Annotated in this window: 26 protein-coding genes; 16 read left to right on the top strand and 10 right to left on the bottom strand. The window is 35.5% G+C overall.

Features of this window, described 5'->3' with window-relative positions; genetic code table 11:
- Positions 1-29 precede the first annotated feature (29 nt).
- The 6 genes from BLT04_RS16435 (at position 30) to BLT04_RS16410 (ending at position 6,352) form a co-directional block, all read left to right on the top strand.
- On the top strand, positions 30-743 hold the full coding sequence (locus tag BLT04_RS16435; RefSeq protein WP_089756881.1) for an alpha/beta hydrolase-fold protein: 714 nt from the start codon (positions 30-32) through the stop codon (positions 741-743).
- Between the two features lie 48 nt (positions 744-791).
- Entirely contained in the window at positions 792-1,745 is a 954-nt protein-coding gene (locus BLT04_RS16430) for an ATP-grasp domain-containing protein (protein WP_089756880.1), read from the top strand.
- A gap of 31 nt (positions 1,746-1,776) precedes the next feature.
- Complete coding sequence (locus BLT04_RS16425) at positions 1,777-2,895, top strand: carboxylate-amine ligase (RefSeq protein ID WP_089756879.1); 1,119 nt, start codon at positions 1,777-1,779, stop codon at positions 2,893-2,895.
- Positions 2,896-2,928: 33 nt separating this feature from the next.
- Positions 2,929-3,762 (top strand): type 1 glutamine amidotransferase, encoded by an 834-nt coding sequence (locus BLT04_RS16420; protein ID WP_089756878.1) that lies wholly within the window; start codon positions 2,929-2,931, stop codon positions 3,760-3,762.
- Positions 3,763-3,853: 91 nt separating this feature from the next.
- A complete protein-coding gene (locus tag BLT04_RS16415; protein WP_089756877.1) occupies positions 3,854-5,038 on the top strand; it encodes a hypothetical protein in 1,185 nt (394 codons plus the stop codon).
- A 300-nt stretch (positions 5,039-5,338) separates the two neighbouring features.
- A complete protein-coding gene (locus BLT04_RS16410; protein ID WP_089756876.1) occupies positions 5,339-6,352 on the top strand; it encodes a terpene synthase family protein in 1,014 nt (337 codons plus the stop codon).
- A gap of 82 nt (positions 6,353-6,434) precedes the next feature.
- Here BLT04_RS16410 and cphA read toward each other — a convergent pair whose 3' ends face one another.
- On the bottom strand, positions 6,435-9,062 hold the full coding sequence (gene cphA / locus BLT04_RS16405; RefSeq protein WP_089757313.1) for a cyanophycin synthetase: 2,628 nt from the start codon (positions 9,060-9,062) through the stop codon (positions 6,435-6,437).
- Positions 9,063-9,264: 202 nt separating this feature from the next.
- Between cphA and BLT04_RS16400 the strand changes: the two genes are divergently transcribed.
- From BLT04_RS16400 to BLT04_RS16390, 3 genes are all read left to right on the top strand, one after another.
- Entirely contained in the window at positions 9,265-10,152 is an 888-nt protein-coding gene (locus tag BLT04_RS16400; protein ID WP_089757312.1) for a cyanophycinase, read from the top strand.
- 98 nt (positions 10,153-10,250) lie between these two features.
- A complete protein-coding gene (locus tag BLT04_RS16395) occupies positions 10,251-11,093 on the top strand; it encodes an isoaspartyl peptidase/L-asparaginase (RefSeq protein WP_089756875.1) in 843 nt (280 codons plus the stop codon).
- Between the two features lie 102 nt (positions 11,094-11,195).
- A complete protein-coding gene (locus BLT04_RS16390; RefSeq protein ID WP_089756874.1) occupies positions 11,196-11,432 on the top strand; it encodes a YtxH domain-containing protein in 237 nt (78 codons plus the stop codon).
- Between the two features lie 76 nt (positions 11,433-11,508).
- Here BLT04_RS16390 and BLT04_RS16385 read toward each other — a convergent pair whose 3' ends face one another.
- From BLT04_RS16385 to BLT04_RS16365, 5 genes are all read right to left on the bottom strand, one after another.
- Positions 11,509-12,054, bottom strand: a complete 546-nt coding sequence (locus BLT04_RS16385) for a PH domain-containing protein (RefSeq protein ID WP_089756873.1) — start codon at positions 12,052-12,054, stop codon at positions 11,509-11,511.
- Between the two features lie 68 nt (positions 12,055-12,122).
- Positions 12,123-12,779: a GNAT family N-acetyltransferase gene (locus tag BLT04_RS16380; RefSeq protein WP_089756872.1), complete on the bottom strand. Its 657-nt coding sequence runs from the start codon at positions 12,777-12,779 to the stop codon at positions 12,123-12,125.
- Positions 12,780-12,785: 6 nt separating this feature from the next.
- The gene (hisS, locus tag BLT04_RS16375; protein ID WP_089756871.1) at positions 12,786-14,135 is read right to left on the bottom strand and encodes a histidine--tRNA ligase; all 1,350 of its coding nucleotides are present in this window, start codon (positions 14,133-14,135) and stop codon (positions 12,786-12,788) included.
- A gap of 158 nt (positions 14,136-14,293) precedes the next feature.
- The gene (locus BLT04_RS16370) at positions 14,294-14,758 is read right to left on the bottom strand and encodes an HRDC domain-containing protein (RefSeq protein WP_228421990.1); all 465 of its coding nucleotides are present in this window, start codon (positions 14,756-14,758) and stop codon (positions 14,294-14,296) included.
- Between the two features lie 14 nt (positions 14,759-14,772).
- Entirely contained in the window at positions 14,773-15,105 is a 333-nt protein-coding gene (locus tag BLT04_RS16365; protein WP_089756869.1) for a single-stranded DNA-binding protein, read from the bottom strand.
- 172 nt (positions 15,106-15,277) lie between these two features.
- Between BLT04_RS16365 and BLT04_RS16360 the strand changes: the two genes are divergently transcribed.
- The 7 genes from BLT04_RS16360 to BLT04_RS16330 all read left to right on the top strand — a co-directional run bounded on the left by BLT04_RS16360 (position 15,278) and on the right by BLT04_RS16330 (position 19,876).
- Complete coding sequence (locus BLT04_RS16360; RefSeq protein WP_089756868.1) at positions 15,278-16,180, top strand: arginase family protein; 903 nt, start codon at positions 15,278-15,280, stop codon at positions 16,178-16,180.
- Complete coding sequence (locus BLT04_RS16355; RefSeq protein ID WP_089756867.1) at positions 16,181-16,783, top strand: HPP family protein; 603 nt, start codon at positions 16,181-16,183, stop codon at positions 16,781-16,783.
- 6 nt (positions 16,784-16,789) lie between these two features.
- On the top strand, positions 16,790-17,134 hold the full coding sequence (locus BLT04_RS16350) for a hypothetical protein (RefSeq protein ID WP_089756866.1): 345 nt from the start codon (positions 16,790-16,792) through the stop codon (positions 17,132-17,134).
- A gap of 26 nt (positions 17,135-17,160) precedes the next feature.
- Positions 17,161-18,066: a TIGR01777 family oxidoreductase gene (locus BLT04_RS16345; protein WP_089756865.1), complete on the top strand. Its 906-nt coding sequence runs from the start codon at positions 17,161-17,163 to the stop codon at positions 18,064-18,066.
- Between the two features lie 34 nt (positions 18,067-18,100).
- Complete coding sequence (nudK, locus tag BLT04_RS16340; protein ID WP_089756864.1) at positions 18,101-18,682, top strand: GDP-mannose pyrophosphatase NudK; 582 nt, start codon at positions 18,101-18,103, stop codon at positions 18,680-18,682.
- A gap of 34 nt (positions 18,683-18,716) precedes the next feature.
- Positions 18,717-19,298, top strand: a complete 582-nt coding sequence (locus BLT04_RS16335; protein ID WP_139166271.1) for a hypothetical protein — start codon at positions 18,717-18,719, stop codon at positions 19,296-19,298.
- 131 nt (positions 19,299-19,429) lie between these two features.
- On the top strand, positions 19,430-19,876 hold the full coding sequence (locus BLT04_RS16330; RefSeq protein WP_089756862.1) for a KTSC domain-containing protein: 447 nt from the start codon (positions 19,430-19,432) through the stop codon (positions 19,874-19,876).
- A gap of 252 nt (positions 19,877-20,128) precedes the next feature.
- On the opposite strand, the gene BLT04_RS16325 is transcribed toward BLT04_RS16330, so the two are convergent.
- From BLT04_RS16325 to BLT04_RS16310, 4 genes are all read right to left on the bottom strand, one after another.
- Positions 20,129-23,314, bottom strand: a complete 3,186-nt coding sequence (locus BLT04_RS16325; protein ID WP_089756861.1) for an efflux RND transporter permease subunit — start codon at positions 23,312-23,314, stop codon at positions 20,129-20,131.
- 7 nt (positions 23,315-23,321) lie between these two features.
- Positions 23,322-24,383 (bottom strand): efflux RND transporter periplasmic adaptor subunit, encoded by a 1,062-nt coding sequence (locus BLT04_RS16320; protein ID WP_089756860.1) that lies wholly within the window; start codon positions 24,381-24,383, stop codon positions 23,322-23,324.
- Between the two features lie 9 nt (positions 24,384-24,392).
- A complete protein-coding gene (locus BLT04_RS16315) occupies positions 24,393-25,760 on the bottom strand; it encodes a TolC family protein (protein ID WP_089756859.1) in 1,368 nt (455 codons plus the stop codon).
- 94 nt (positions 25,761-25,854) lie between these two features.
- Positions 25,855-26,448 carry a TetR/AcrR family transcriptional regulator gene (locus BLT04_RS16310; RefSeq protein ID WP_089756858.1) on the bottom strand — a complete coding sequence of 198 codons (594 nt, stop codon included), beginning with the start codon at positions 26,446-26,448 and terminating at the stop codon, positions 25,855-25,857.
- Positions 26,449-26,573 lie beyond the last annotated feature (125 nt).

Genomic DNA, 26,573 nt, shown 5'->3' with positions numbered 1-26,573 from the left:
CATTTATCATTCATCAATTATAATTAAATATGCCTCAGATAGAACACTCCGATTATTATTCACATATATTAGGAACAAGCCTTAAAGTGGAAGTTACAGGACATTTCGGTTATCCGATCGTTATGTTTCCCACTTCTCAAGGCCAATATACTCAAAACAATGACTTTCATTTAAACGGAAGCATCAACTGGTTTATTGAGCAGGGAAAAGTCAAATTATACAATATACAAACCATCGATGGTTGGAGTTTTTATGACGAAAAAATATCTCCACAACAAAGGATTAAAAATTATGAATTATACGTTCAGTTTTTAATTAAAGAGTTTATTCCGTATATCCAGAAACTTCATGAAACACATCGTGTAGCAGTTGCCGGAGCGAGTTTCGGAGGATATCACGCCGCCAATTTTGCCTTCCGGTTTCCGGATGTGGTTTCGCATTTATTCTCTCTTTCGGGAGCTTTCAGCATAAGAAATTTCATGGATGGATATTCTGATGAATTGGTTTATTTCAATTGTCCGAGAGAGTTTGTAAAAAACGACGAAGCCTGGAAATACAAGCATATGCACATTGTTTTAAGCACTTCCGATCAGGATATCTGTAAAGATAAAAACCTTGAAATGGCAGATATTTTACGCGCAAAAGGCATTGATTTCTGGTATGATGAAAGAAAATGGATCAACCATGACTGGCCTTTATGGAGAATGGTTTTCCCGACATTTATCGGAAGATTTTTCTCTTAAATTTAATTAAATCAAAAAAATATATACAACATTAAAAAAACAACAATTATGGCAAAAAAAGTAGGAATTCTATTCGGGATGGAAGATACATTTCCTTGGGCATTTATTGACAAGGTAAATGAATTGGGAGGTGGAGAAATTATTGCAGAAGCGGTGACTATTGACAAATTAGAACAAGGCGCAGATTACGGATATGCAGTAATTATAGACAGAATTTCACAAGATGTTCCTTTTTACAGAGCATATTTAAAAAATGCTGCATTAAATGGGACTTATGTTATCAACAACCCTTTCTGGTGGAGCGCAGACGAAAAGTTTTTCAACAATGCTTTAATGTCAAAACTGGGAATTCCACTTCCAAAAACGGTTTTGCTGCCATCTCATGAAAGACCGACAGATACTACAGAAAAGTCATTCAGAAACCTGAAATTTCCTCACGATTGGGAATACATTTTCGAATATGTAGGTTTTCCTGCTTATATGAAACCTCACGACGGTGGCGGCTGGAAAAGCGTTTACAGAGTTGAAAATCCTGAAGATCTTTGGAATAAACTGAGCGAAACAGAGCAATTGGTAATGATGGTTCAGGAAGAGATCGTTTTCGACGATTATTACAGAGTATATTGTTTGGGACAGAAATATGTTCACATCATGCCTTATGAGCCGAGAAATGCACATCATCTGAGATATGCAACAACGCATCAGACGCAAGGTGAAGAATTGGAGAAATTATTAAAAACCATTCACGATTATACCATTAAAATGAATCAGGCTTTGGGCTACGATTTTAATACAGTAGAATTCGCGATCAGAGACGGAATTCCTTATGCGATCGACTTCTGCAACCCTGCTCCGGATGCAGACAGAAATTCTGTGGGTGAAGAAAACTTCGCATGGATCGTAGAACATTCTGCAAAATTAGCAATTGAGAAAGCTAAAGAATATGTTCCAGGAAAACAAAATATCTCTTGGGGGACTTTTGTAAAAGATTCAGTAAAATAAACCATAAAAAACATTAAAAGCACGAAAAAAAATGCATCAATTTACTATTGGAATCGAAGAAGAATATCAGATCATTGATGTTGAGAGCCGGGATCTGGTTTCTCATGTTTCGAAAATCATCGAAGGCGGAAAAGCTGTTTTAAGTGAAAACTTAAAGCATGAAATGCACGAATCCATGATTGAAATGGAAACCGGTATCTGCCAGAATATTCAGGAAGCAAGAGCTGAATTAACGAATCTTAGAAGACATTTAATTAAAACAGCCCATGAGCAGGGACTCCGCGTTTCAGGAGGCGGAACCCACCCTTTTTCAAACTGGGAACACAACACGATAACGGATGGTGAGCGTTACAACAAAATTGTAGACGATATGGGTGATGTTGCCCGCGGAAATCTTATTTTCGGCCTCCATGTTCATATCGGGATTCCGAATCGTGAAGAAGGAGTAAGAATTCAAAATGTGATGCGGTATTTTCTGCCCCACGTTTATGCATTGTCAGTTAATTCCCCATTTTGGATTGGCAGAAATACAGGTTTCAGATCTTACAGACAGGAAATTTTCGTGAAATTTCCGAGAACGGGAATTCCGAGTTATTTTAATTCTCTGGCAGAATTTGACAGCTATGTTGATCTTTTAGTAAAAACAGGAACGATCGATAATGCCAAGAAAATCTGGTGGGATCTGCGGGTTCATCCATTCTATCCGACGATTGAATTCAGGATTTGCGATATGCCTTTAAGGATTGAAGAAACGGTTTGTCTTGCTGCCATTATGCAAAGTTTGGTTGCTAAAATTTACAAATTGCATCAGCAGAATTTAAGTTTCAGAAGCTACAGACGATTATTGCTTAATGAAAATAAATGGAGAGCTTCCAGAGACGGAATACATTCACAATTAATTGATTTTGGGAAAGAAGAATCGGTTCCTTATCCGGATTTATTAAAAGAATTGCTTGAATTTATTGATGATGTAGTGGATGAATTAGGATGCAGAAATGAAGTGGAATATGCATGGAAAATCCTGGAAAACGGAACGGGGGCAGACAGACAGCTTCAGGTCTTTAAAGAAACAGGAGATCTTAAAAAAGTCGTTGATTATATGATCTCAGAAACAGAGTATGGCATAACACATGGCGAAACCACTTTATAATTTTTTGGTAACTTTGTAAAAATATGAAGTAGTATGAAGAATATTCGAATCGCTTTGCTGGATATGAACAACAATCATGTCAATCAGGGTTTTAGAAACATTAAAGAAATTTCTGAAGCTTTTCAGCGAAGCTCTGAGGAAAACGTAAACATTAAAACATTTGATGTAAGGTTTAAGAATGAAATGCCGGATATTCAGGATTTTGACATTTTTATTTCTTCCGGAGGTCCCGGAGATCCTCACAGGGAAGGCGTTGAATGGGAGGACAAATTTGCCAGCTTTTTAGATCAGATTTTTGAACATAATAAGTATAATGACGATAAAAAGTATTTATTTTTAATTTGTCATTCATTTCAATTGGCCAGCATTCACTGGGAATTGGGTAATATCTGTAAGAGAAAATCTTATTCTTTCGGGGTAATGCCGGTTCACAAAACAGAAGAAGGCGAACAGGAATTTTTATTTAAAAATCTTCCCGACCCTTTCTACGCGGTAGATTCAAGAGCGTTTCAGTTTATTGAACCAAATCATGAACGTTTTGATGAACTGGGAATGAAAATCGTGGCCATTGAAAAATTCCGTCCGCATATCAATCTGGAAAGAGCGGTGATGGCGATCCGTTTTTCCGAAGAGATCTTTGGAACACAATTTCATCCTGAGGCCAATCCTGAAGGCATGGTTGAAAATCTGAAAGACGAGAAAAATAAAGAAGCCATGATCGAGAATTTCGGAATGGAAAAGTATCTTGAAACAATCGACAGAATGGATGATGAAGACAAGATTATCTTAACTCAGGCGCAGATCCTCCCGAGATTTTTGCAGTTTGCAAAAAAAAACGTTTTGAAGGAAATTAAAGCAATGGCTTAAAATAAAATCCACATTTTTTAAATATAAACTATCATTAACAAAGAATCGAGCAAATAATTGCTCGATTTTTTAAAATCACAAAGAAAAAAATATGATTTCAAAATACAGAAAACAATTTAATAGCGAGTTTTCACAGGAAAAATATCAGCAATTAAAGGATATTTTAAAGCAAAAAAGTGGGATCGAACCTACTTTTAGAATCTCTGAAAGTCCGCTTTTTTTAACCAAAGAATTTGAAAATAAGCTTATTGACGCTACCGAAAGTATTATTGATCAGATCAAAGCTTTACCTCCGGAAACCCTTCAAAAAGCTGTTCCTGAAAACTGTAATGTTCCCAACGATACCCAAAAGCCTCATTTTTTTACCATCGATTTTGGAATCTGTAAAAGCGAAAATGGTGAAATTGAACCTCAATTAATTGAACTTCAAGCCTTCCCATCGCTGTATGCTTTTCAAAAAGTTTTCGAAGATACATTTTGTGAAGTGTATCCTTTTCTTACTGAAATCAGGAACAAAATGCCCCATGAAGAATTTAAAAATTATTTAAAAGAGTTAATTCTTGGCAATGAAAACCCTGAAAATGTCGTTTTATTAGAAATTTATCCTGAAAAGCAAAAGACAGCGATTGATTTTGCCCTTACCGAAAATTTATTGGGAATAAAAACGGTTTGTCTAACGAAAGTTAAAAAGCAAGGGAAAAAATTATTCTATGAAAACGACGGAAAATTAGTTGAGATCAAAAGAATCTACAACAGAGTGATTTTTGATGAATTAGACAAAATTCCTGATCTTAAGACTGAATTTGATTTCCGTGAAGATATTGATGTAACCTGGGTTACGCATCCGAACTGGTTTTTTAAAATATCAAAATTTCTTTTGCCGATGCTGAAACATCAGTTTGTTCCGAAAAGTTATTTTTTGCACGAATTTCCGGACAGTGAAAAGCTTGAAAATTTTGTTCTGAAGCCTTTATTTTCTTTTGCAGGAAGTGGAGTTAATTTAAATCCAACAAAAGAAATTACAGACGCGATTAAGGATAAAGAAAATTATATTTTACAAAGAAAAGTAACTTACGAACCCATTTTTGAAGATATTAACGGAGAATTTTCTAAAGCTGAAATCCGTTTATTGTATATTTGGAGAGAAAATGACGAACGCCCTATTTTATTGGAAAACCTTGGAAGAATGACAAAAGCCGCGATGGTAAATGTAGATTTTAATAAAAAAGATGCCATCTGGATTGGCAGTTCTAATGCGTTTTTTGGAGAGGAATAACTAAAATTTTATATCAAAATACAGATGCTTCGCTTTGCTCAGCATTACAGCAAAAACCTTCGAAATTTCGAAGGTTTTTTAATGGAGTTTGGTTTCAGGGTTTCGGCTTCTTCGAAGCCGAAACCTGAAACCTCACAATAATAACCCATTTCAAGCCTTTAAAAAACTTTAATTAAGCCTGCTTTTTTTCGTTTACATAAGATAAATAACTTTTTGATTATCAGAACTTTAAAAATTCACAATAATTTGATTTATTTTAATTACTTTTAACATAAACTTTTAACCATAAAACAAAATATTATGAAAACAACAATTTCAAATGACGAATTTTATGCTGGCTTACAGCAACTTCCAAAACCTCAATATCCATTTCCTGATTTTATTCATCCTGATTTTCAACAACAAAGACAAGAATATTACGACTGGATTGACAAAGAGTATATTTTTCACAGCAAAGAATCCCGCGAAAAGCATAAAAAACATAATCTGGTTGATATTGCATCACGAGGCTGCCCTTTTTTAAAAAACATTGAAGAATTGCGGCCATTAGCAAGCTACGCAGCCAATGGTGCGATGATGGATGATTATTGGGACCGTTGTTCAAGCAAGGAAATGGATGAAATATGTAATCGCACGATGGCATTACTAAATGGTGACGATTCTAATGAACCTACTGATAATGGTATATCCCATCAATTCTGGATATTAAGACAAGATTGTCTACAATGTGAGATGCCGGAACGATTATATAAAAAATTTATAAAAACAATACATGATGTTCTTATCGGATATTCGTATGAAAGGGTTTATTACAGGACAAATACGATTCCTCCTTTGGCTGTTTTCCTCATAATTCGTGAAGCCACAAGCGGTGCACATCCTTTTTGTCAGTACGTAGCCATGCAGAAAGAATACCGCCAATTTCCCGACGAAATATTAGAGCACCCACATATTAAACGCCTCCATACGCTTTGCGCTTTAATGATCGGAATCCACAATGATATTATTTCTCTTCCAAAGGAGCTTCATCGAGAAGAAGATACGATGAATCTTGTAAAAGTATTGCAGCAGGAGCATAAAATATCGACAAAAGATGCCTATATGATGGCCTTGGAACTACACGATAATTATTTAAAGGAATTTTTGATATTACAGCAATATTTGCCACCATTTGATAAATGGCAGGATATGGTGTATAATTATGTGCAGGATCTTGGCATTATGGTAGCCGGAGTTTATGCGTGGCATACCAATGATACAACCCGTTATGTAAACGGAGGATATGTAGATGGCGAATATATCAGTCAGGATTAAGAAATTAGAAATCCCTGAAAATAGTTGTTTTTAATCTAATTTCAGGGATTTCAATTATTTTTAAAACTAAAAAATATTAAGTTTAAATCTTATCATCTTCCAGCAATTCTCTTGCCTGATAATCCTGTACCAGCTCGATTGCATTAGAAATTACATCGCTTAAAGCCGTAATGAATGCGCCTTCTTCGGCCATTCCCATGGCATGTTTCAGGGCATCGATTTCTTTAGGAATAATCTCATAGCTTACATCTCTTCCTGCAGCGTGAATTCCGTCAATAATTAATCCGTTGATTTCTTCTTCTTTTCTTCCGCGAAGATGTTTTTCGTTTCTGATAATGATATAATCAAACATTCTTCCTGCAATTTTTCCGCATAATTTGATATCTTCATCCCTTCTGTCACCGACTCCCGAGATGATTCCTATCTTTTTGGTAGATTCTACATTTTTTAGATAATCTTCGATCGCTTCATAACCCGCAGGATTGTGTGCAAAATCAATCAGAACCTTAAAGCTTTTAAACTTAAAAACATTCAATCTTCCCGGAGTAAGCTGTGCGCTTGGAATAAATGTTCTCAAAGAATTTGAAATATCTTCAATACCAAAACCTTGAAGATAACACGCCAGACTCGCTGCCAAAACGTTTTCAATCATGAATTTCGCCTTTCCTTCCATTGTGATCGGGAAATCTTTTGCTTTACCGATTCTGATCTTCCAGTCGCCTTTTTTAATGGTTACAAAACCTTCTTCATAAACGCAGGTAATTTTTCCTTCTTTTGCGAATTTCTTAATGTGACGATTATTTTCATCCATGCTGAAAATCGCAACATTACTCTGTAAGTCATTCACAATTCTCATAGAATATTCATCATCGGCATTCATCACGCTCCAACCGGTTTTCTTTACACTGTCAAGCACGACTCTCTTTACTTTCGTCAAGTCTTTCAGATTGTGAATATCATTCAAACCTAAATGATCTTCTTTAATATTGGTTAAAACACCGATATCACATTGAGAAAAGCCTAATCCTGAACGCAGAATTCCGCCTCTTGCTGTTTCCAGAACGGCAAATTCTACTGTTGGATCTTTCAGGATAAATTCAGCAGAAAGAGGACCAGTTGTGTCGCCTTTCGTCAACATCGTATTTTGAATATAAATTCCGTCAGAAGTCGTAAATCCAACTCTGAAACCGTTATTTTTAACAATATGTGAAATTAATCTCGTCGTAGTAGTTTTTCCGTTGGTACCGGTAACTGCAATAATCGGGATTGTAAAAGGTTTTCCCTGAGGATACAACATATCGACAACCGGCGCCGCCACGTTTCTCGGAAGTCCTTCACTTGGCGCCAGGTGCATTCTAAAGCCCGGAGCAGCATTAACTTCAATGATCGCTCCACCACTCTCTTTTAAAGGTTGGGTAAGGTTTTCGGCCATAATATCAATTCCGCAGACATCCAAACCGATGATCTTGGAAATCCTTTCTGCCATCGTAATATTTTCTGGGTGAACCATGTCTGTAACATCAATGGAAGTTCCGCCAGTAGAAAGGTTTGCCGTTGATTTTAAATAAACAATTTCTCCTTTTTGAGGAATTGATTCAAGGGTGTAATGAAGCTTCTCAAGAAGTTCTAAAGTATCTTTGTCAACTGCAATTTCAGTCAATACATTTTCATGCCCATACCCTCTTCTTGAATCTTTATTTTCTTTATCAATTAATTGCTGAAGGTTTGATTCGCCGTCGCCCACAACATGAGCAGGAACTCTTCTTGCAGCCGCAACCATTTTATTATTAATCACCAAAACTCGGAAATCATAACCCGTAATATATTTTTCAACAATTACTTTTTTAGAATATTTCTGAGCGTGTTCCAAACCGATTTTCGCAGCTTCCCAATCATTAACATTAATTGAGGAGCCTTTTCCGTGATTTCCGTCCAAAGGCTTTAAAACGATCGGATAATTTATTTTCTTGATAACTCTTTCCAATTCATCTTCTTCCATCACCAGATCTCCCGTTGGAACAGGAATTGCGGCATCATGAAGCATTCTTTTTGTGAGCTCTTTATTACATGCAATATCTACGGCAATTGAGCTTGTTTTCCCTGTAATTGTAGCCTGAAACCTTTGCTGATTGACCCCGTAACCAAGCTGTACCAAAGAATTTGTCCCTAATCTGATCCAGGGAATCCTTCTGGAAACCGCTTCTTCAACAATACTTCCCGTCGAAGGGCCAAGACGCACTCTTTCTCTGATCTCCTTTAATTTCTGAATACAGGCATTTAAATCATATTCTTCTCCTTTAATTAAAGCCTGTGCAATTTCTACAGCCTGTTCTGCAGCATAAATTCCTGCATTTTCTTCAATATAATCAAAAACAACATTATAAATCCCCGGAGTTTTGGTTTCACGCGTTCTTCCAAAACCGGTATCCATTCCCGCTAAAGTCTGTATTTCCAAAGCAATATGCTCAATGACGTGCCCCATCCAGGTGCCGGTTTCCACTCTGTGAAAAAAACCACCTTCTACCCCTTCCGAACAGCGATGCGTATATAATGACGGTATCAGCTTTTCAATCCTTTCTCTGAAGCCTTCGATTTTATTGGTAGGAAAATTTTCCATCTCCTCAAGATCCAACCTCATCTGTATCAGCTTCTTTCTTCTGATACTCCAAATATTCGGACCGCGCAAAGCCTGTATCTTCTCAATTTTCATAGTCATTTTGCATTTTTATAATTTAATAATAACATCTTCTAAAATCAAAGATAATGTAAAAGCTAAAATAAAACGATACCACACTTAAAGATTTGTCAAAAAAGACCGAAATTTTATTAACAAATCTAAAAACCTCAAAATCAACTAAAATGTGGTATAGATTTCGCTAAATGTTAATTATTTTTTAAATTTGCACACTATGATGAAACCAGTTGGAAAATTAATCGTTATCGGAGGGGCTGTAAACAAGGGCAGCTTCGCAGAAACCGACTTCGATCAGAATATAGAGAAAAACCTCAACTTTTTTGAAAGAGGCATTTTACGAAAAATCATTAACGAGTCTAAGCTTAAAGAAGATTCTGTCATTGAAATCGTAACAACCGCCTCCCAAATCCCCCAGATTGTAGGTACAGAATATAAGAAAGCATTCGAGTTTTTGGGTGCTAAAAATGTCAATATCCTTGATATCCATAATCGTGGAGAAGCCAATTCCGACGCGATGGTTGCGAGAGCAAATGCTGCAGATGTAGTGATGTTCACCGGTGGAGATCAGTTGAGATTAACCTCAATTCTTGGCGGAACAAGATTCCACGATACTATTTTATTAAAATACCAGGAGCAGGATTTTATTTATTCAGGAACTTCTGCCGGGGCCGCTGCTGCCTCTGAAAATATGATCTATCAGGGAAGCAGTTCGGAAGCTTTGTTGAAAGGTGAAATTAAAACTACACAAGGTTTAGGATTAATCGATAATGTAATTATTGATACTCATTTCGTACAAAGGGGAAGAATCGGACGTCTTTTTCAGGCTGTTGTCAATAATCCGAGAACATTGGGAATTGGATTGGGTGAAGATACCGGGCTTTTTATTCATAACGATGTCATGACCGCTGTAGGCTCCGGGCTTGTAATCTTGGTAGACGGAAGATTTATTAAAGATACCAATCTTACTAATATTAACCTTGGAGAACCTATTTCTATTGATAATTTAACCGTTCATGTAATGTCGATGAACGATCATTATGATTTAACGACAAAAACATTAACGATTGAAAATTCTCAGTTTAATCCGATACCGCAAGATAAATAATAAATGATTAGCGATAATTGATCAATGATTTGGTTGATAAATAAATTAACTTCGTCAAAAATATCAATTATCATTTATCAACTATCAATTATATTTTCATGAAAATAATCATCCACGGCGGGTTTTTCTCGGAAAGCGATCAAAGCCACGAAGTAAAAGTTGCCAAACAAAATTCTTTAAAAAATATCGCTCAAAAAGCTTTTGAATATTTACAGAACAATTCTGCTTTTGATACGGTTGCGTATGCCGTTTCTTTGCTTGAAGATGATGAACTGTTTAATGCCGGAATCGGTTCGCAAATTCAAAGTGACGGTGTAATTCGCATGAGCGCAGCCATTATGGATGGTGAAACGCAAAAATTGAGCGGTGTTATCAATATTCAGGATGTAAAAAACCCAATTTTTGTTGCAAAAGAATTAATGAAAGAAGATGACAGGGTTTTGGGCGGAAATGGCGCAAAAAATTACGCTTCCGAGCACGGTTTTGAAAATTTTTCAACTGAAATTCCTCAAAGAAGAAAAGAATATGAAGCAAAACTCAACAACGGCGGAAAAGGAACTGTCGGTTGCGTAGCGATTGATAAAAATGGAAAACTTGCTGTTGCCACTTCCACTGGCGGAAAAGGATTTGAAATTCCCGGAAGAATCTCTGATTCTGCGACGGTTGCAGGAAATTATGCCAATTCTTTCTGCGCAGTAAGCTGTACAGGCGTTGGCGAAGATATTGTAAGCAATGCTACTTCCGCAAAAATTGTTACCCGGGTTACCGACGGAATGAGCCTTAAAAATGCTTTTATTAAAACTTTTGAAGAATTAAAAACAATCGATGGTTTTGCAGGTGCGATTGCCATTGATAAAGATGGAAATATTTATCATCAGGATTCTCATCCTACAATGGTTTTTGCAAGTTTTGACGGAGAAAATTTTGAAGTTTTCAATTAATTTTAACATTTATTTATAATTCAATCTGTTTTTTTGGCACACATTTTACATGATTACTAATAACAAAATTTTAATATTTAATAACTTAAAAAAATAGAAATCATGGGAAACAAGACAAAAGGCTTTTTAGCTTTATTAGGTTTAGGTGCTTTGGCTTATTGGAAATATAAGCAATCGACTCCGGAAGAGCAGCAAGCGGTAAAAGATAAGATCAATAATGCAAAAGATAATTTAAATAAATGGGGAAATGATCTGAAAACGAAAGCCAACGATGTTGCTTCCCAAGTTCAAAGTAAAGTGGACGAAGTGAAAACAAAGGCAGAAGATTCTTATAATTAAGAATAGTTTTTTTTAACATTCATATATAGAAAATCCTCGTAATTATTTGATTACGAGGATTTTTTACTATTAATGCTTATTTTTGGTTTAATTTTTCTATCAGCTTTTTCTTTTGGTCTGAAAATTCTTCTTCAGTCAAAACTCCGTTTTCTTTTAGTTTTCCCAAATGTTCTAACTGATCTAAAACTGTAGGTTGGTGTTTAGGCTGAAAATATTCTTTCGGACGAGACATGAAATCTCTTACTTTTTCACAAAATAATTCAGCAAAATATTTTCCAACCCCGTCAATTTCAATGATATTATCTGCTGTATGAATGTCTATTGAAGCCAACATCAGCTCTTTTTCATATTGAATTGAACTCACTTTGTCGTAAGAAAAATCTTCAACTTTTAATCCATACATAAATTCTTTATCAACAAAAATCAGCCTTCTGTCAGTTGCTACCAAAATAATGTGATGTTTTGAGGTTTTATTTCTGCCTTCAACCAAATAAACGATTTTTTCATCTGCTGAAAGTATTTCCGGTAGCTCGCGAATCTCTTTTCTTGCAAAAATTGTGGGATTAATATCTAATTTTTCTAACTCGTCTTTTATTTCGTCAAGTCTTGATTTTTCACTCATGTATTATCGTTTTAAAATAATTTATGAACCTAAATTACTACTTTCTTCGAATATAATTTTTATTCATTTTAAAAATTCGAAATTTCATCAGTGATTACGATTGAAGTATAAATACTGTAATGTTCCCAACTCAATGATTCATACAAAGTTTTACCCTCTTTCGTTGCCACTAGGAAATTATTTGAAATACCTTTTGATAAGGCAATTTTTTCAAGTTCTTTCATGACAAAAGTAGCAAGCCCTTTTCTTCTGTGATTATTTTCGGTCAAAATTCTATCATAAACAGCCAAATCATCAACAAGAACAACCCGACCCATTGAAGCCAATTCACCATTTTTAGTAACAATTTTCACCACAAAAGTTGAGTTATATTGATCAAACTCTACCCTATAATCATTATGCAGAGTCACATTGGGAAAATTCATCGGATGAAAACAATACATCATATAACCTTGTGGCTGAATTTCCCATTTTTTTGATATTTTATCTTTAAAATCATCGAAAGAAGCACAGACTTTTAGAAAAACCCAAGGTTCGTCGATCAATTTTGTTAGCTGAATGAAATCTTCGTTGAGTTCTGCGAATACATAACGCTCTTTTTGTTTTGGATCTCCAACTTCAACCTTAAAGCCTGATTTATATTTAATCGGCAAAGGCAGATCTCTTGACAAAGACCAGCCTTTCAGCCATTTTTCTATTATATCTTTAGTGACTTCTTTTTTCAAATTTAATTATCCTAAAAACTCTTCCAAAGAAACTGTTTTCTGTTCTCCAGCTTCAAGGTTTTTAAAAGTAACAGTTCCGTTTTTTATTTCTTCTTCGCCTAAGAAAACGAGGTTTTTAATTCCTTTCTTTTCTGCATAAGTAAATTGTTTTCCTATTTTTGAATTCTCGGGATAAAGCTCTGCAGAAATGCCTTTTTCCCTTAACTTCATAATAAGTTTTAAGGCTTCCAGTGTTTCCTCACCTCCAAAATTAGCGAATAGATATTCTACTTTTGAAGTGGCTTCTTTAGGGAAAAGATCAAGCTCTTCCAACACCAGATAAATCCGGTCTAATCCAAAAGAAATCCCGATTCCCGGAATATTTTTCACTCCGAAAACCTCTGTAAGATTATCATATCTTCCGCCTCCGCCAATAGACCCCATTTGTGCTTCGTCAGCTTTTACTTCGAAAATTGCACCTGTATAATAATCTAAACCTCTCGCCAACGTAATATCAAAAACAAGATTTTGAATATCAATTCCTAAACTTACGGCTTTAGTAAGAACAAATTCCAACTCTTCTACTCCTTTTAAGCCAATCTCATTTCCTGCAAATTTTTCTTTTAACTGAAGAAGATTTTCAAGCGCATCATTTGACTGATTGAATAAAAATTCCAACTTATCAATCGATTCCTTAGAAATTTCTCTTTCAAGCAATTCTTTTATAACACCATCTTTTCCAATTTTATCTAATTTATCGAGAGCAACGGTAAAATCGATCAATTTATCTGTAATTCCTGCATATTCTGCCAATCCGGAGAGAATTTTCCGGTTGTTCATATGAATGGTTACAGACAATTTTAAATCCGCAAAAGATTTTAAATACAGTTGAATCAACTCCACTTCCTGCCAAAGACTTTCACTTCCCACAACATCGGCATCACATTGATAAAACTCTCTGAAACGTCCTTTCTGAGGGCGGTCAGCTCTCCAAACCGGTTGAATTTGGTAACGTTTATAAGGGAATGTCAATTTACCGTGGTTCATTGCTACAAATCTCGCAAAAGGCACAGTTAGGTCGTAACGAAGGGCTTTATCTGAAATTTGGGAAGTTAGTTTCTGATGGCTTTTATTATCCCAATCTTCCTGATTTACTTTAGAGGTATAATCTCCTGAATTTAAAATTTTAAAAATCAGACGATCTCCTTCTTCTCCATATTTCCCTGTTAATGTTGAAAGATTTTCAAAACTTGGAGTTTCCAATGGCTGAAACCCGAATAACTCGAAATTATTCTGTAAAATATTAATAATATATTTTCTTCTGAAAACTTCTTCTGCTGTAAAATCTCTCGTCCCCTTTGCTAAACTTGGCTTCATTTTTATATTGATAAATGATAATTAATTGATAAGTATTGCAAAAATAGTGAATTGAAAAGACTTTTGATACATCAATAAAGCTGAAGAAATATTTCTCCAGCTTTTGATTGATTTTTATTCAATCATTTGTGTTTATTTAGCTTCTATGAAAATTTAATCTAAATGCTTTCCAGGATTTCTAAAATTTCTTCACCATAATTTTCAATTTTATGCTTTCCAAAACCTTTGATATCCAGCAGTTCTTCTTTTTTGGCTGGCTTATATTTTGCAACAGAAGCCAGTTCTTTGTTGGTTGCGATAAAATATGTTGGCAGATTTTGTTCCTTTGCTTTTTCTGATCTCCAGAGTTTTAAGGCTTCCAGAATTTTAATTTCATCATTATTTAAAATGTCATTTTCCGCCGAATATTTTGCATTTTTGGGCTCTTTAACGGTAATATTTGCATTTTGTATAGGTTTCAATTCATCAAAATACAGGACTACAGACCAATAATTTTCATTGTTTACAAAAGCCGTTTCCACTTTTATAATTTCATTGTATTCAAGGAAATTATCTAATGTTTTCTGATCCTGATATAGAAATTCTTCCGGCAATCTTATTTTAAAAACTTTTACTTTCATCATTTGTGTTTTTACCTTTATTTACCTCCCAAAAGCAGAATTTCATCTACCTTAATCTCTGTAATATATCTTTTTACGCCGTCTTTATCGTCGTAAGATCTATAGGTTAATTTCCCTTCGATGGCAATTTCTTTTCCTTTGGAAACATATTTCTGAAAAATTTCCGCGGTTTTTCCAAAAGCAATTAAATTGTGCCATTGTGTTTCTTCTACTTTCTCCCCTTTTGCATTGGTGTAATGATCGCTTGTCGCCAACGATACGCTTGCTTTCACACTTCCGCTTTCAAAGTTTACTATTTCAACTTCTTTTCCTGTGTAACCTATTAATGTTACCTTGTTTCTTAGTGACATAATTTTTTAATTTAATTGTTTAATAATTCAGATAAGAGACGCTCACTTTTTTCTCAAATCTCTGTTACAAAGATTGGGGATTTAAGTAGCCGGAGTCGGGAGAAAACTATTTAAATCCGTTTGTAGTCGTTTGAAATCGGATATTTTTAGTATATTTGATTATTGTAATTTTATGAAAAGACCAATAAACATTTTTGAATTCCCTATTAATCTGGGACTTACAAAAAAAGAACATGAAACAGAGCCTGGAGTAAAAAAACTTCCAGACTGGTTCAGAAAATTTGACTTTCATAAAAAAATTAATCCGAAAAATATTTTCAGACTTGAAGCTCCGGAATATGCAATGGATTTTGATGCAGAAACTGGCGTAAAAAATGCTGATAAAATTATTGAATACGCTAAAAAGCAATCTGAAATTATTCTGAAAAATTTTAATCAAAATATCTTCAACATTATTCTCGGTGGCGACTGCAGTATCCTTATCGGAAATGCAGTTGCACTCAAAAAGCTGGGAAACTATGGTTTATTTTACCTCGACGGGCACACAGATTACATCCCTCCCCAACTTTCCACAAGCGGTGGTGTGGCAGGAATGGATCTTGCGATTGTTGCAGGTTTAGGTCATGAAAAACTGACAAATATTGAAAGTCTTAGACCTTATTTTAAGGAAGAAAATATTTTCTGTGTCGGAAATGCAGAAATTGATGATCGTGAATATGTTGGGCAAATTTTAAACTCCGGAATCCATTATTTCGATCTTTATAGATTAAGAAAAAATGGTTTCAGAAAAACTTCCGAAGATTTTTTATATTTAATCAAAGAAAAAAAACTTGATGGTTTTTTCATTCATTTTGATGTTGATGTTTTAAAGGACGAAATTATGCCCTGCGTTGACAGTAGAATGGAAGACGGCATTGATTATAACGATTTGAAAGAAATTCTACTGCCTTTGTTAAATAACGAAAAATGTTTCGGAATCGAAATCACGATCTTGGATTCTGACTATGATAAAAATGGTGATTATACCAAACCATTTATTGAAAATTTAATTCAGATAATAAATAATGAAGACTAAATGAGGAAGACGATAAAAAGAATGTTCAGAGTTTCAAAATATGTGATTTACAAGGAAACGCTGGTTGATTATAAAGAACATTTCTGGTCGTTTTTGGGTGCATTTTTCGGAATCGGGATTATTGCATTTATACAGTCTCATCAGCTTTTACAATTAGAAAATATCTTTCTGATCGGTTCTTTCGGAGCCTCCAGTGTTTTGATTTACGGGGCGATCCAAAGCCCGCTGGCACAGCCCAGAAATCTGATCGGCGGTCATGTTATTTCCGCGCTTGTCGGCGTTACCGTTTATAAAATTGTCCCGGATATTATTTGGCTTTCTGCACCTTTGGCTGTAGCTTTTTCTATTGTTTTAATGCAGTACACGAAAACTTTACACCCTCCCGGCGGTGCAACAGCTCTGATTGCCGTAAGCTCTGTGGGTAAAATTCCGGAATTGGGATATTGGTATGTTGTTTCACCGGTATTGTCGGGATGTATTATTTTATTAATTACAGCCTTGTTTTTTAACAATATTACATCCAACAGAAGCTATCCTACTCATAGCAGATTAAAAAATTTGATAAAGAAAAAACACAAACATACACACAAAATGAAAAAGTAAAAAATTATGAATTGTCTAGAATGTGGCGAAAAAATTATCGGTCGGTCAGACAAAAAATTCTGCAATGACGCCTGCCGGAATGCCTATAATAATAAGCAGAATAAAGATTCCAGTAATCTGATGCGGAATGTTAACAACAAACTCCGTAAAAATTACAGGATTTTAAACGAGATAAATGTTGACGGAAAAACTAAAATCTCCAAATCTAAGCTCGATGGCTTGGGTTTTGATTTTGATTATTTCACGAATCTGAAGGTTTATAAAAATGGCTCTGAATACAAATTTATTTATGATCACGGCTATAAACTTCTGGAAGATGATTTTGTATTGATTGTAAAAAATCAATTATAATACAGATTAAACTTAAAATTATTAACATGAAAGAAGTTGTTGTCATCACAGGAGCCAGCGGAATGATCGCTCATGAATTATTAAAAAAAATTCAGAATGATTATACTGTCAGGTTTTTAACCCGCAAGAAAAAACGTGAAAACGATTATGAATGGGATATTAAAAATCAAACCGTAGACGAAGCGGCTTTTGAAAATGTTTCTCATATAATTCATTTGGCAGGAGCCAATATTTCAGAAAAACGCTGGACCGATGAAAGAAAAAAGGAATTGATTTCAAGTCGTGTAGATTCGGCAAAACTTTTATTAAATACATTAAGAAAGAAAAATATTACGCTAAAATCTTTCATTTCTGCATCAGGAATTAATTTCTATGGAACTAAAACTACGGAGAAAATTTTTACTGAAAGCGATCTTCCGGGAAATGATTTTTTAAGTGAAGTTGTCGTTTTATGGGAAAGAGCTGCAGATGATTTTAAAGAGCAGAATCTTGCTGAAAGAGTGGTAAAAATCCGAACTGCGGTTGTACTTTCGGAGAAAGACGGTGCTTTAAAAAAGATGATCCCAACTATAAAAAACTACATCGGCTCACCTTTAGGAAGCGGAAAACAATATATGCCTTGGATTCATGTTAAAGATATTTGTTCGATTTACGAATTTGCTTTAAAAAATCCTCATATCCATGGAGCCTACAATGCCGTTGCTCCCGAGCATACAACGAATGAAAATTTAACAAAGAAAATCGCTGAAGTTCTCAAAAAACCATTATTCATGCCGAATGTACCCGCTTTTGTTTTAAAATTAATTTTCGGAGAATTGGCAAGCGCTTTGCTGGAGGGTTCAAGGGCTTCTTCGGAAAAAATCCGTAAAGAAGGTTTTCAGTTTGAGTTTCCTGAATTGAAAAAAGCTTTGGAAGATTTGCTTAACAATTAATTTAGCTAAAAATTTAATCAAGATTGTAAAATCTATGCAAAATATAAACGTAAATATTGAAAAGACAGAAATTTTATCCGACAACTGGTATGTTTTAAAAAAAGTAACTTTCAATATTCAAAAAAAAGACGGAACAGTTGAAAAACAAAGCAGAGAAGCCTACGACAGAGGAAATGGCGCTGTAATTTTACTTTATAATAAAAATTCCAATACGGTAATTTTAACGAGACAATTCCGGCTTCCCACTTTCATTAATGGAAATTCTACAGGAATGCTGATTGAGGCTTGCGCCGGTTTATTAGACAATGATAATCCCGAAGAATGCATAAAAAGGGAAACTGAAGAGGAAACAGGATACAGGATTTCTAAAGTCGAAAAAATATACGAAGCTTATATGTCGCCCGGTTCTGTGACTGAAATTCTTCATTTTTTTATTGCTGAATATTCAACCGAAATGAAAATCGCAGACGGTGGCGGACTTGATGATGAAGGAGAGAATATTGAAGTACTGGAACTTCCATTCGATGAAGCTCTTACGATGATTGATTCAGGAGAAATCAAGGATGCAAAAACGATTATGCTTCTTCAGCATCTCCGACTTAAAAATATTCTTTAAAGTTTAAAAATAAGTTAATTAAAATCAGAACACTATGAAACTACTATATTCATTAATTATTTTATTCTTATCAACATCTATTTTTGCTCAGAAAGGCAAAATGATGAGCACAAAAGAGAAAGCTGCTATCGAGCAATTCAAAAATGAATACAAAAAGAAAAACCACAAAAGATTTGACGGAAAAATAACCGCTACAGATACTGAGGTTCAGTTCAGTAACAAGTTTTTCTCCTATGATAAAACCGATAAAATTACTGGTCAGTTATTAAAAGAAGGTTTGCTTTATCCACAGCTTTTTACAGATTATCAGATGCAGAAATTTTTAGATGAAACGACAGATAAAACTCAAAAAAGATTTTTGAAGCTTCAAAAAGATCCCCGTGCAAGTTTTGATGTAAATAATGTAAAGCTGAGCAATGCAACGGAAATCACTGCTCTGAGCTCAATTCCCAGAACCAAAGTGTTTAAAATTAACTATAAAGACAATAAATTAGGAAATAATTCAATTCTATATCTAATTGAGCTTACGAATAAAAGTGCGACAAAAGAAACTTCGCTGGAAGATTTCATCAAAGGTTCAACATTGACTTATATTCAACAGGAAAGATTGGATTAAGAGCTTTAGACGTTCAGTTTTTTAAACAATAAATTGTAAATAATTATCGCCAAATAAATTAATACTGAATAACTTACAATTTTTTCAATTAAAAAGCTTACTTTTGCACCGCGAAATAAGGATTATATAGTATGAAAAGAGTTGGTGAGCACAGAAAGCTTCTTGGGGTTGATAAAACCGTTACATTAAAGGAATTAAAAACAATTTACAGGAATACGATGAAAGATACGCATCCTGATAAATTCATCAATGATGAAGCCGGCAAACTGGAAGCAGAAGAAAAAAGCAAATCTATTATTGAAGCTTACCATTTTTTAGTGAGCATCAACGAAGAAACGCAGGAAAAATATAAAGAAGAATATACTGAAACGATCACAAAATCTAATATTCAGGATTTTTATCTTGAAAAATCGGTGTTGAAAGTTCAGCATTTAAACGGAAATATGTACGAATATATCGGTGTTCCAAGGAATACCTACATAAAAATGGTAAATTCTGACTCTCCAAGCCGTTTTGCAAGAAGACATATTTATGGAAGTTTTATTTACAGAAAGGCTGGTGAAGCAATGGCTGAGTAATTTTTTCCAATAAAAATAAATAAAGGCTTTCAGTTTGTTCCGGAAGCTTTTTTTATTGGCTTTAAGCTTTAATTTAATATTTAATAATTTATGCAAAGAGCGCAAAGTTTTTTTAAAGATTCGCGCCTAGATCCCCTACGGGATGACAAAGATCCTGCTTATCTTTGAGATTGCTTCTTCGCTTTGCTCATCGCAATGACAAAAAAAGCGCATCATTTCTGATACGCTTTTCGGTTAATTAAGGTTGTTATATTAATCTAAATGTTTCGGTGTGTAACCGTCTTCACTTAGTTCTCTATGTTTATAATCGGCTTTCATTTCTGCAGCGTAATCGATTTTTTCTCCACCTTTTACTCTTCTTAAGATTGAATCAAAGATTGAATAAACTACCGGTACGATAATCAATGTAAGGAATAACGATGAAGTCAAACCACCGATGATTACCCAAGCCAGACCTTTGTTCATCTCCGCTCCTGCTCCACTTGCCAAAGCGATCGGAAGCATCCCGAAGATCATCGCAATCGTTGTCATTAAGATTGGACGAAGACGCGCATGGTTAGCCTGAACCAATGCATCGTGAGTGTTCGCTCCCGCTGCTTTTCTCGAATTCGTAAAATCGACGATCAAAATCGCGTTTTTCGCAACCAAACCAATCAACATGATCATCCCCAACATGGTAAAGATGTTCAGTGAATTGGCTGTTAAGGCAAGGATTACCATTACCCCGATCATCGCCAACGGAATTGAGAACAATACCACAAAAGGATACACAAAACTGTCATACAAGGAAACCATTACCAGGTAAACCAATACGATAGCAGCCAATAAAGCAATTCCCAACGTACCGAAACCTTCTTCCTGGTTTTCCATATCACCGCCCCACATATAATTTACCCCTGCCGGTTTTTTGTCGCTGTTCATAAACTGAGCAGACCATTCGTTGGCAACGTCTCCTACAGGACGACCTACCACTTTTGACAATACTTTTACAGAAGGCGCTTTATCTCTACGCTGCAGCAAACTCGGTCCCGAGCTCATATCTACATTCGCAAACTGACTCAAACGGACCTGCTCACCCGCAGGATTTGTAAAGATTAAGTTTTTAACATCATCAATCGATTTTCTGTTGTTGTCAGAAAGGCGGATGTTGATATCATATTCGTATTCTCCGGCTCTGTATTTTCCGTCTGTATTTCCGTTGAATGCGGTCTGCATCGTCTGTCCTACACTTGAAAGATTTAAGCCTAAAGAAGCCATTTTATCACGGTCGATATTTACTCTTACTTCAGGACTTCCTGTATCTGTCGATAATTCAGCATCTACAGATCCCGGAACTTTTTTCAATAATTCTAAGATTCTTGTCGCTTCTTTTGTTGCTGTTTCGTTGTCGGCAGCTGTTACGACCATTTCAATCGGTGCGTTATCTGCCCCCATTAATCCGATCGGTGCTGTTTTAAACTCAACTCCTGTGAATTTTTCTTCAAGATCACGCTTCATTTTTGCAGCGATGATGTCTGTACTTTCAGCACGTTCAGATTTATCGGTTAAGATTACCTGAATTTCAGACTGATAGATCGTAGCCTGTGCACTCCCAAATCCTGAAGACTGCTGACCAACAGTGGTAATCATATCTACTACATCTTTATTATTTCTTAAATATTTTTCAACATTTAAAGTAACCTGGTTTGTTTTTTCAACTGTAGCATCTTTTGATAATTCCATCTGAACTAAGAACTGGCCACGGTCCATTTTAGGGAAGAATTCTCCACCGATGAATCCGAAAGCAACCAACATAAATGAAGCAATCAATATAATGAAAGTCACTACCACTGTCATGATTCTTCTTAAAGTAGATTTCAGGCACCATTCAAGGATTCCTGTGATCCAGTGTGTGAACTTGTCAATCAATCCTTCAAACCAAAGGATAAATTTCTGGAACCAGTTTTTACCTGTTAAATGCTCCAGCTTACCAAATCTTGATGATAACCAAGGAATAATTGTAAATGAAGCCAATAATGAGAATAACGTTGCAATCACTACCGTGACACAGAACTGCTTCAAAATATCGGCAACCAAACCGGAGCTCATTGCAATCGGTAAGAATACCACCACAATTACCAATGTGATCGCAGAAACGGTAAATCCGATCTCAGAAGCACCATCGTAAGCTGCTCTGATCTTGCTTTTACCCATTTCCATGTGACGGTAAATGTTTTCCAGTACAACGATCGCATCATCCACAAGGATACCTACAACCAGGGAAAGCCCCAGTAAGCTCATTAAGTTTAATGTATATCCCATCAGGTATATTCCAATAAATGTTGCAATCAACGAGATCGGAATTGAAACCATTACGATAAATGCATTTCTGATACTGTGAAGGAATAAAAGCATCACAATCGCTACAAGAACTACCGCTAAGAACAGGTCAAAAATAACGTGATCTGCAGCTTCCAGGGTAAAGTCGGTACTGTCATCAACCGTTTTAATTTTAATTCCCTGTACCTGATAATCTGCCTGAACTCTTTCAATTGTTTTCTGAACACTCTCAGAAACGGAAACCGCATTGGCATCAGATTGTTTTTTGATCTGTAATAAAATAGTCGGGTTCTGGTTGTAACGGGCAACTTTTTCAATATCTTTTTGAGTATCAAAAACCCCTGCAACATCTGATAAACGAACCTGAACTCCATTTTTTGAAGAGACAACAAGATTGCTCATTTCTTCAATAGATCTATATTTCCCTGATAATCTGATGGTAGATTTTTCAGTTCTTGTTTTCAGGGCTCCTGTCGGGAAGTCAAGGTTTGATGAAAGAACCGCCTGCTGAACATCCCCAATGGAAAGTCCGTAACCCTGCAGTTTTTTCTCATCGATATTCACCTGAATTTCTCTTTCCTGCCCGCCCACAAGGTCAACTTGCGCTACACCATTTACACGGGAGAAAATAGGTTCTATTTTTTTGTCTAATAAGTCATAAAGCTGTTTGCTGTTTAGCTTATCACTCGAAATACTCATCGTCATGATCGGTAAATCATCGAGAGAGAATTTGTTTAGTGAAGGGGCATCCACATCATCCGGAAGCTCCGAAAGAATCGCATTTACCTTACGCTGAGCATCATTCAGAGCATAATTTACATCAGCTCCGGCATTCAGCTGAACCATGATCACCGATAAACTTTCGTATGATGAAGATTCTACCTTTTTCACGTTTTCCAAAGAACCTACGGCGTCTTCAATCTTTCGGGTAACGGAAGTTTCCACCTCGGCTGGCGAGGCTCCCGGGTATACCGTAGAAATGGTTACCATATTGGTTTCAAACTTCGGAATCAATTCGTATCCCAAGAGCGTATAACTCAGGATACCCCCTAACGTAAGTAACGTAAATAATACGATTACCAGCGTTGGTCTTTTGATCGATATTTCTGCTAACTTCATAAATCTACTACTTTACGATATTGATTTTTGAACCATTGTCAAGATTGATCTGTCCGCTGGTAATTACCTGTTCGCCACCGTTAAGACCGCTTAATATCTGTACTTTATCTCCGTAAATCTTTCCGATGGTTACTTTGATCAGTTTAGCAGTTCCGTTCTGAACAATAAATAATTGTCCTGAGCTTACCCCATTTACAAATGCCTCGGCAGGTACTGTCAGCATATTTTGAGTTTCTGCACCATGATTTGTTTTAAACAAAGCTGTTGCGTACATTCCTGCTTTTAAGTTTCCTTTATTCTGAACTTCAATTTCAACAGGGAAATTTAAAGAAGCATCACTTTTCGGAGCAATAAATGTAATTCTACCGCTGAAAGATTCATTCGGTAAAACATTAACATTAATAGGAACTTCCTGGCCAAGCTGAATTCTTCCGATCTGGCTTTCATCCACTAAAACTGAAAGTTTTAAGCTGTTAATATTTACGATTTCGAACATTGAAGACCCTACCGAAACCACTGTTCCCGGCTCAATCATTTTTTTATTGATCGTTCCGCTGATTCCTGCACGGATGCTTGTATCGTTTACTCTTACTCCCTGAGCTCTTACTGCTGCCTGCGCGTTTTTCAGCTGTAATCTTGAGTTGTCAAGCTGTTGTTTTGTAACACCTCCGGTTTTGTAGGCATTTTCATAACGTTGGTTGTCAATGATGGCATTCTGCAAATTATTCTGAGCCTGAGAAACATCAACCTCGATCGCATCTTTTTTGATGACAGCTAAAGTCTGACCTGCAGATACTCTTGATCCTTCTTTTACCAGAACGCTAACGATACGCCCGGCGATCTCAGAAGACTGGTTCATCTCCTGCTTTGGAAGGAAAGTACCGTTTGCCGAGTAATCTGTATTGATATTTTCTCTTGTCACCGTTACCACATTTACATTGATTTTATCAACCTGCTTGGCAACTTCTTTTACTTCTGTATCTTGTTTCTTTTTATTATCAGCGATCTTATATGCTGCCAAACCGATAAGTACAGCGGCTACGATGATATATATTAAAGTTTTTTTCATTATAGTTTATTATGGGTTTTGTAATGTGTTTAATTCTCCTTTGGCTTTAATTAATTTAATCTCAGCCTGCTTATACTCCAGTAAAGCGTTGGCATAATTCTGTTTTGCCTGCGTTAAGGCATTTTCAGAATCTAAAACTTCCGTAAGTGTTGCTAAACCGTACTGATAGTTTGATTGAGTATTTTTCTGAACTCTTTCAGCCAATCCTACATTATCCTTCATGCTTTCGAGGTTAATTAATGTATTTTCCATATTAGAAATGGCATTTCTGTGATCCAGGCTCAAAGTAAGTTTTGTATTGGCAATATCCTGATCCAGATCCTGAATATCTATATCTGCCTGCTGAATCTGGGCTTTTGTCTGACCACCCATAAAAATCGGAATTTTAATAGCCAAACCGATTGATGAATAATCACTCCAGTTGGTACCCTGAGAGGCTCCCGAGAAATAAGGAAACTTATTTCCTAAACCTTGCCACCCATAATTAGCTGTTAGTCCAACAGTTGGATAAAGATAAGCTTCAGTTGCCTTTTTATTATATACTAAAAGTTCCCTTTGCTTATTTAAAACTTTAACCTCTGATCTCTGATCCAGACTTACATTTTGCTCCAAAAGCTGCGGATTCGGCTCAATTGTCTTTTCTTCAAGCTCAATCGGCGTCTCAATAGGAATCCCCATATAAAACTTTAAAGCATTTTTTGAAACCTCTACAGAATTGATTAACGTTTGCTTGTTTGAGCCAATATTCGTTAGCTGAACATTGGTACGATCTAAATCAATTGATTTTGCCAAACCATTATCTACCAAGCTTTTAATAACATTTCTTACTTTTTCGGTATTAGAATAGCTTGCTTCAACAGTTTTAAGATTTTCTTCCTGCACAAACACCTGATAATAAGCTGTTGCTACATTTTCGATGATTTGCTCATTTGTTAGCTGAGCATTTAAAATATAAAATTCACGTGTTGATTTTGCGGCTTTTAAACCTGTAAAAACCCTTTGGTCAAAAATGTTCTGATAAAGGCTTACAGAATTTACAGACTGCCATTTCGTTCCAAAAGTAACAGGAATCATCTGTCCCGGCATGCCCAGAATCTCACCGGGAAGAACCGATTCTTGTAAAATCGGGTTGAAAGTATTGCTAATACTTGCGCTTATTTGTGGTAAAGCTCCGGCTCTGGCTTCATCAATTTTGTATTCAGCTTTTTTGATCTGTAAAGCAGCTTTCTTGGCTTCTGCTTTGTTTTGCAGTGCCTGTTTGATGGCTTCCTGTAAAGAAACCTGCTGCTGAGCAGACACCGATGAAAAGCTGAAAATCATAAATGCAGCAGCTATCCCAATTTTTAGCTTTTTTGCAGTTATACGTTTTCTTTTCATAATATTATACCTCGTTTATTTTTTTAATGTAATGTTGATTTCTAATGTGTTTATTCCTAAAGGACGAATCATTTCTTAAATTACTTTAACCTTTTTAGTTTTTAAACAACATATTCAGAATAATTTCCTTTCTTTCTGAGATGATTTTGTCGAATTCTTTATCCGTAATCATCAGATTTTCCATTAGTAATGGTCGTACAGCACTTGGGAAAACCAATAATGAAATCATGTTTAAAACAAACTGAATCGGTTTTATTTTTTCAATATTGCCGAGTTCCATTTCTTTTTCGATGTCTTCGTATAGTTTATTCAGCTCATCTTCTTCGATATCTTTTTTGTGGCAGTTCCCTTTATTGATTTGCGAAACAATATAAGTCTCTAAATAGGGATATTGAAGGCTGGTCGATAAACTGTGCTCTATAAACTGGCTCATTTTCTCCTTAAAAGGAAGGTCTGAGTTCTGAATTACTCTAGATTTCTCCTGTTCTACCAATTGTGCTTCATCAAAAATAATCTGAATCAGATTGTCTCTTGAGCGAAAATAATAGTTGATCAGTGTTCTGTTAACCCCCGCTGCATCGGCAATCTCTTGCGTTGTGGCGTCAAATTTCCCTTTCACAAAGAATAAATTCTTTGCTGTCTCTTTGATTAATTCTTGTGTTTGGTCTTTTTTTGCTTGGTTTGACATTATTGTTAAACAATTTTGTGCAAATGTAATTCATTTTTGATTTTTGACAAAATTGTTAAACAAAATAATTAATGAAAATTATTATGATTTGCATCATGTTTTAAGAGATATACCACACATTACTA

The sequence above is a fragment of the Chryseobacterium soldanellicola genome (assembly GCF_900100115.1).
GTDB classification, from domain to species: Bacteria; Bacteroidota; Bacteroidia; order Flavobacteriales; family Weeksellaceae; genus Chryseobacterium; species Chryseobacterium soldanellicola.
Note: the sequence above shows the minus strand (reverse complement) of the source record. Positions and strands in the feature narration are given on the sequence as shown.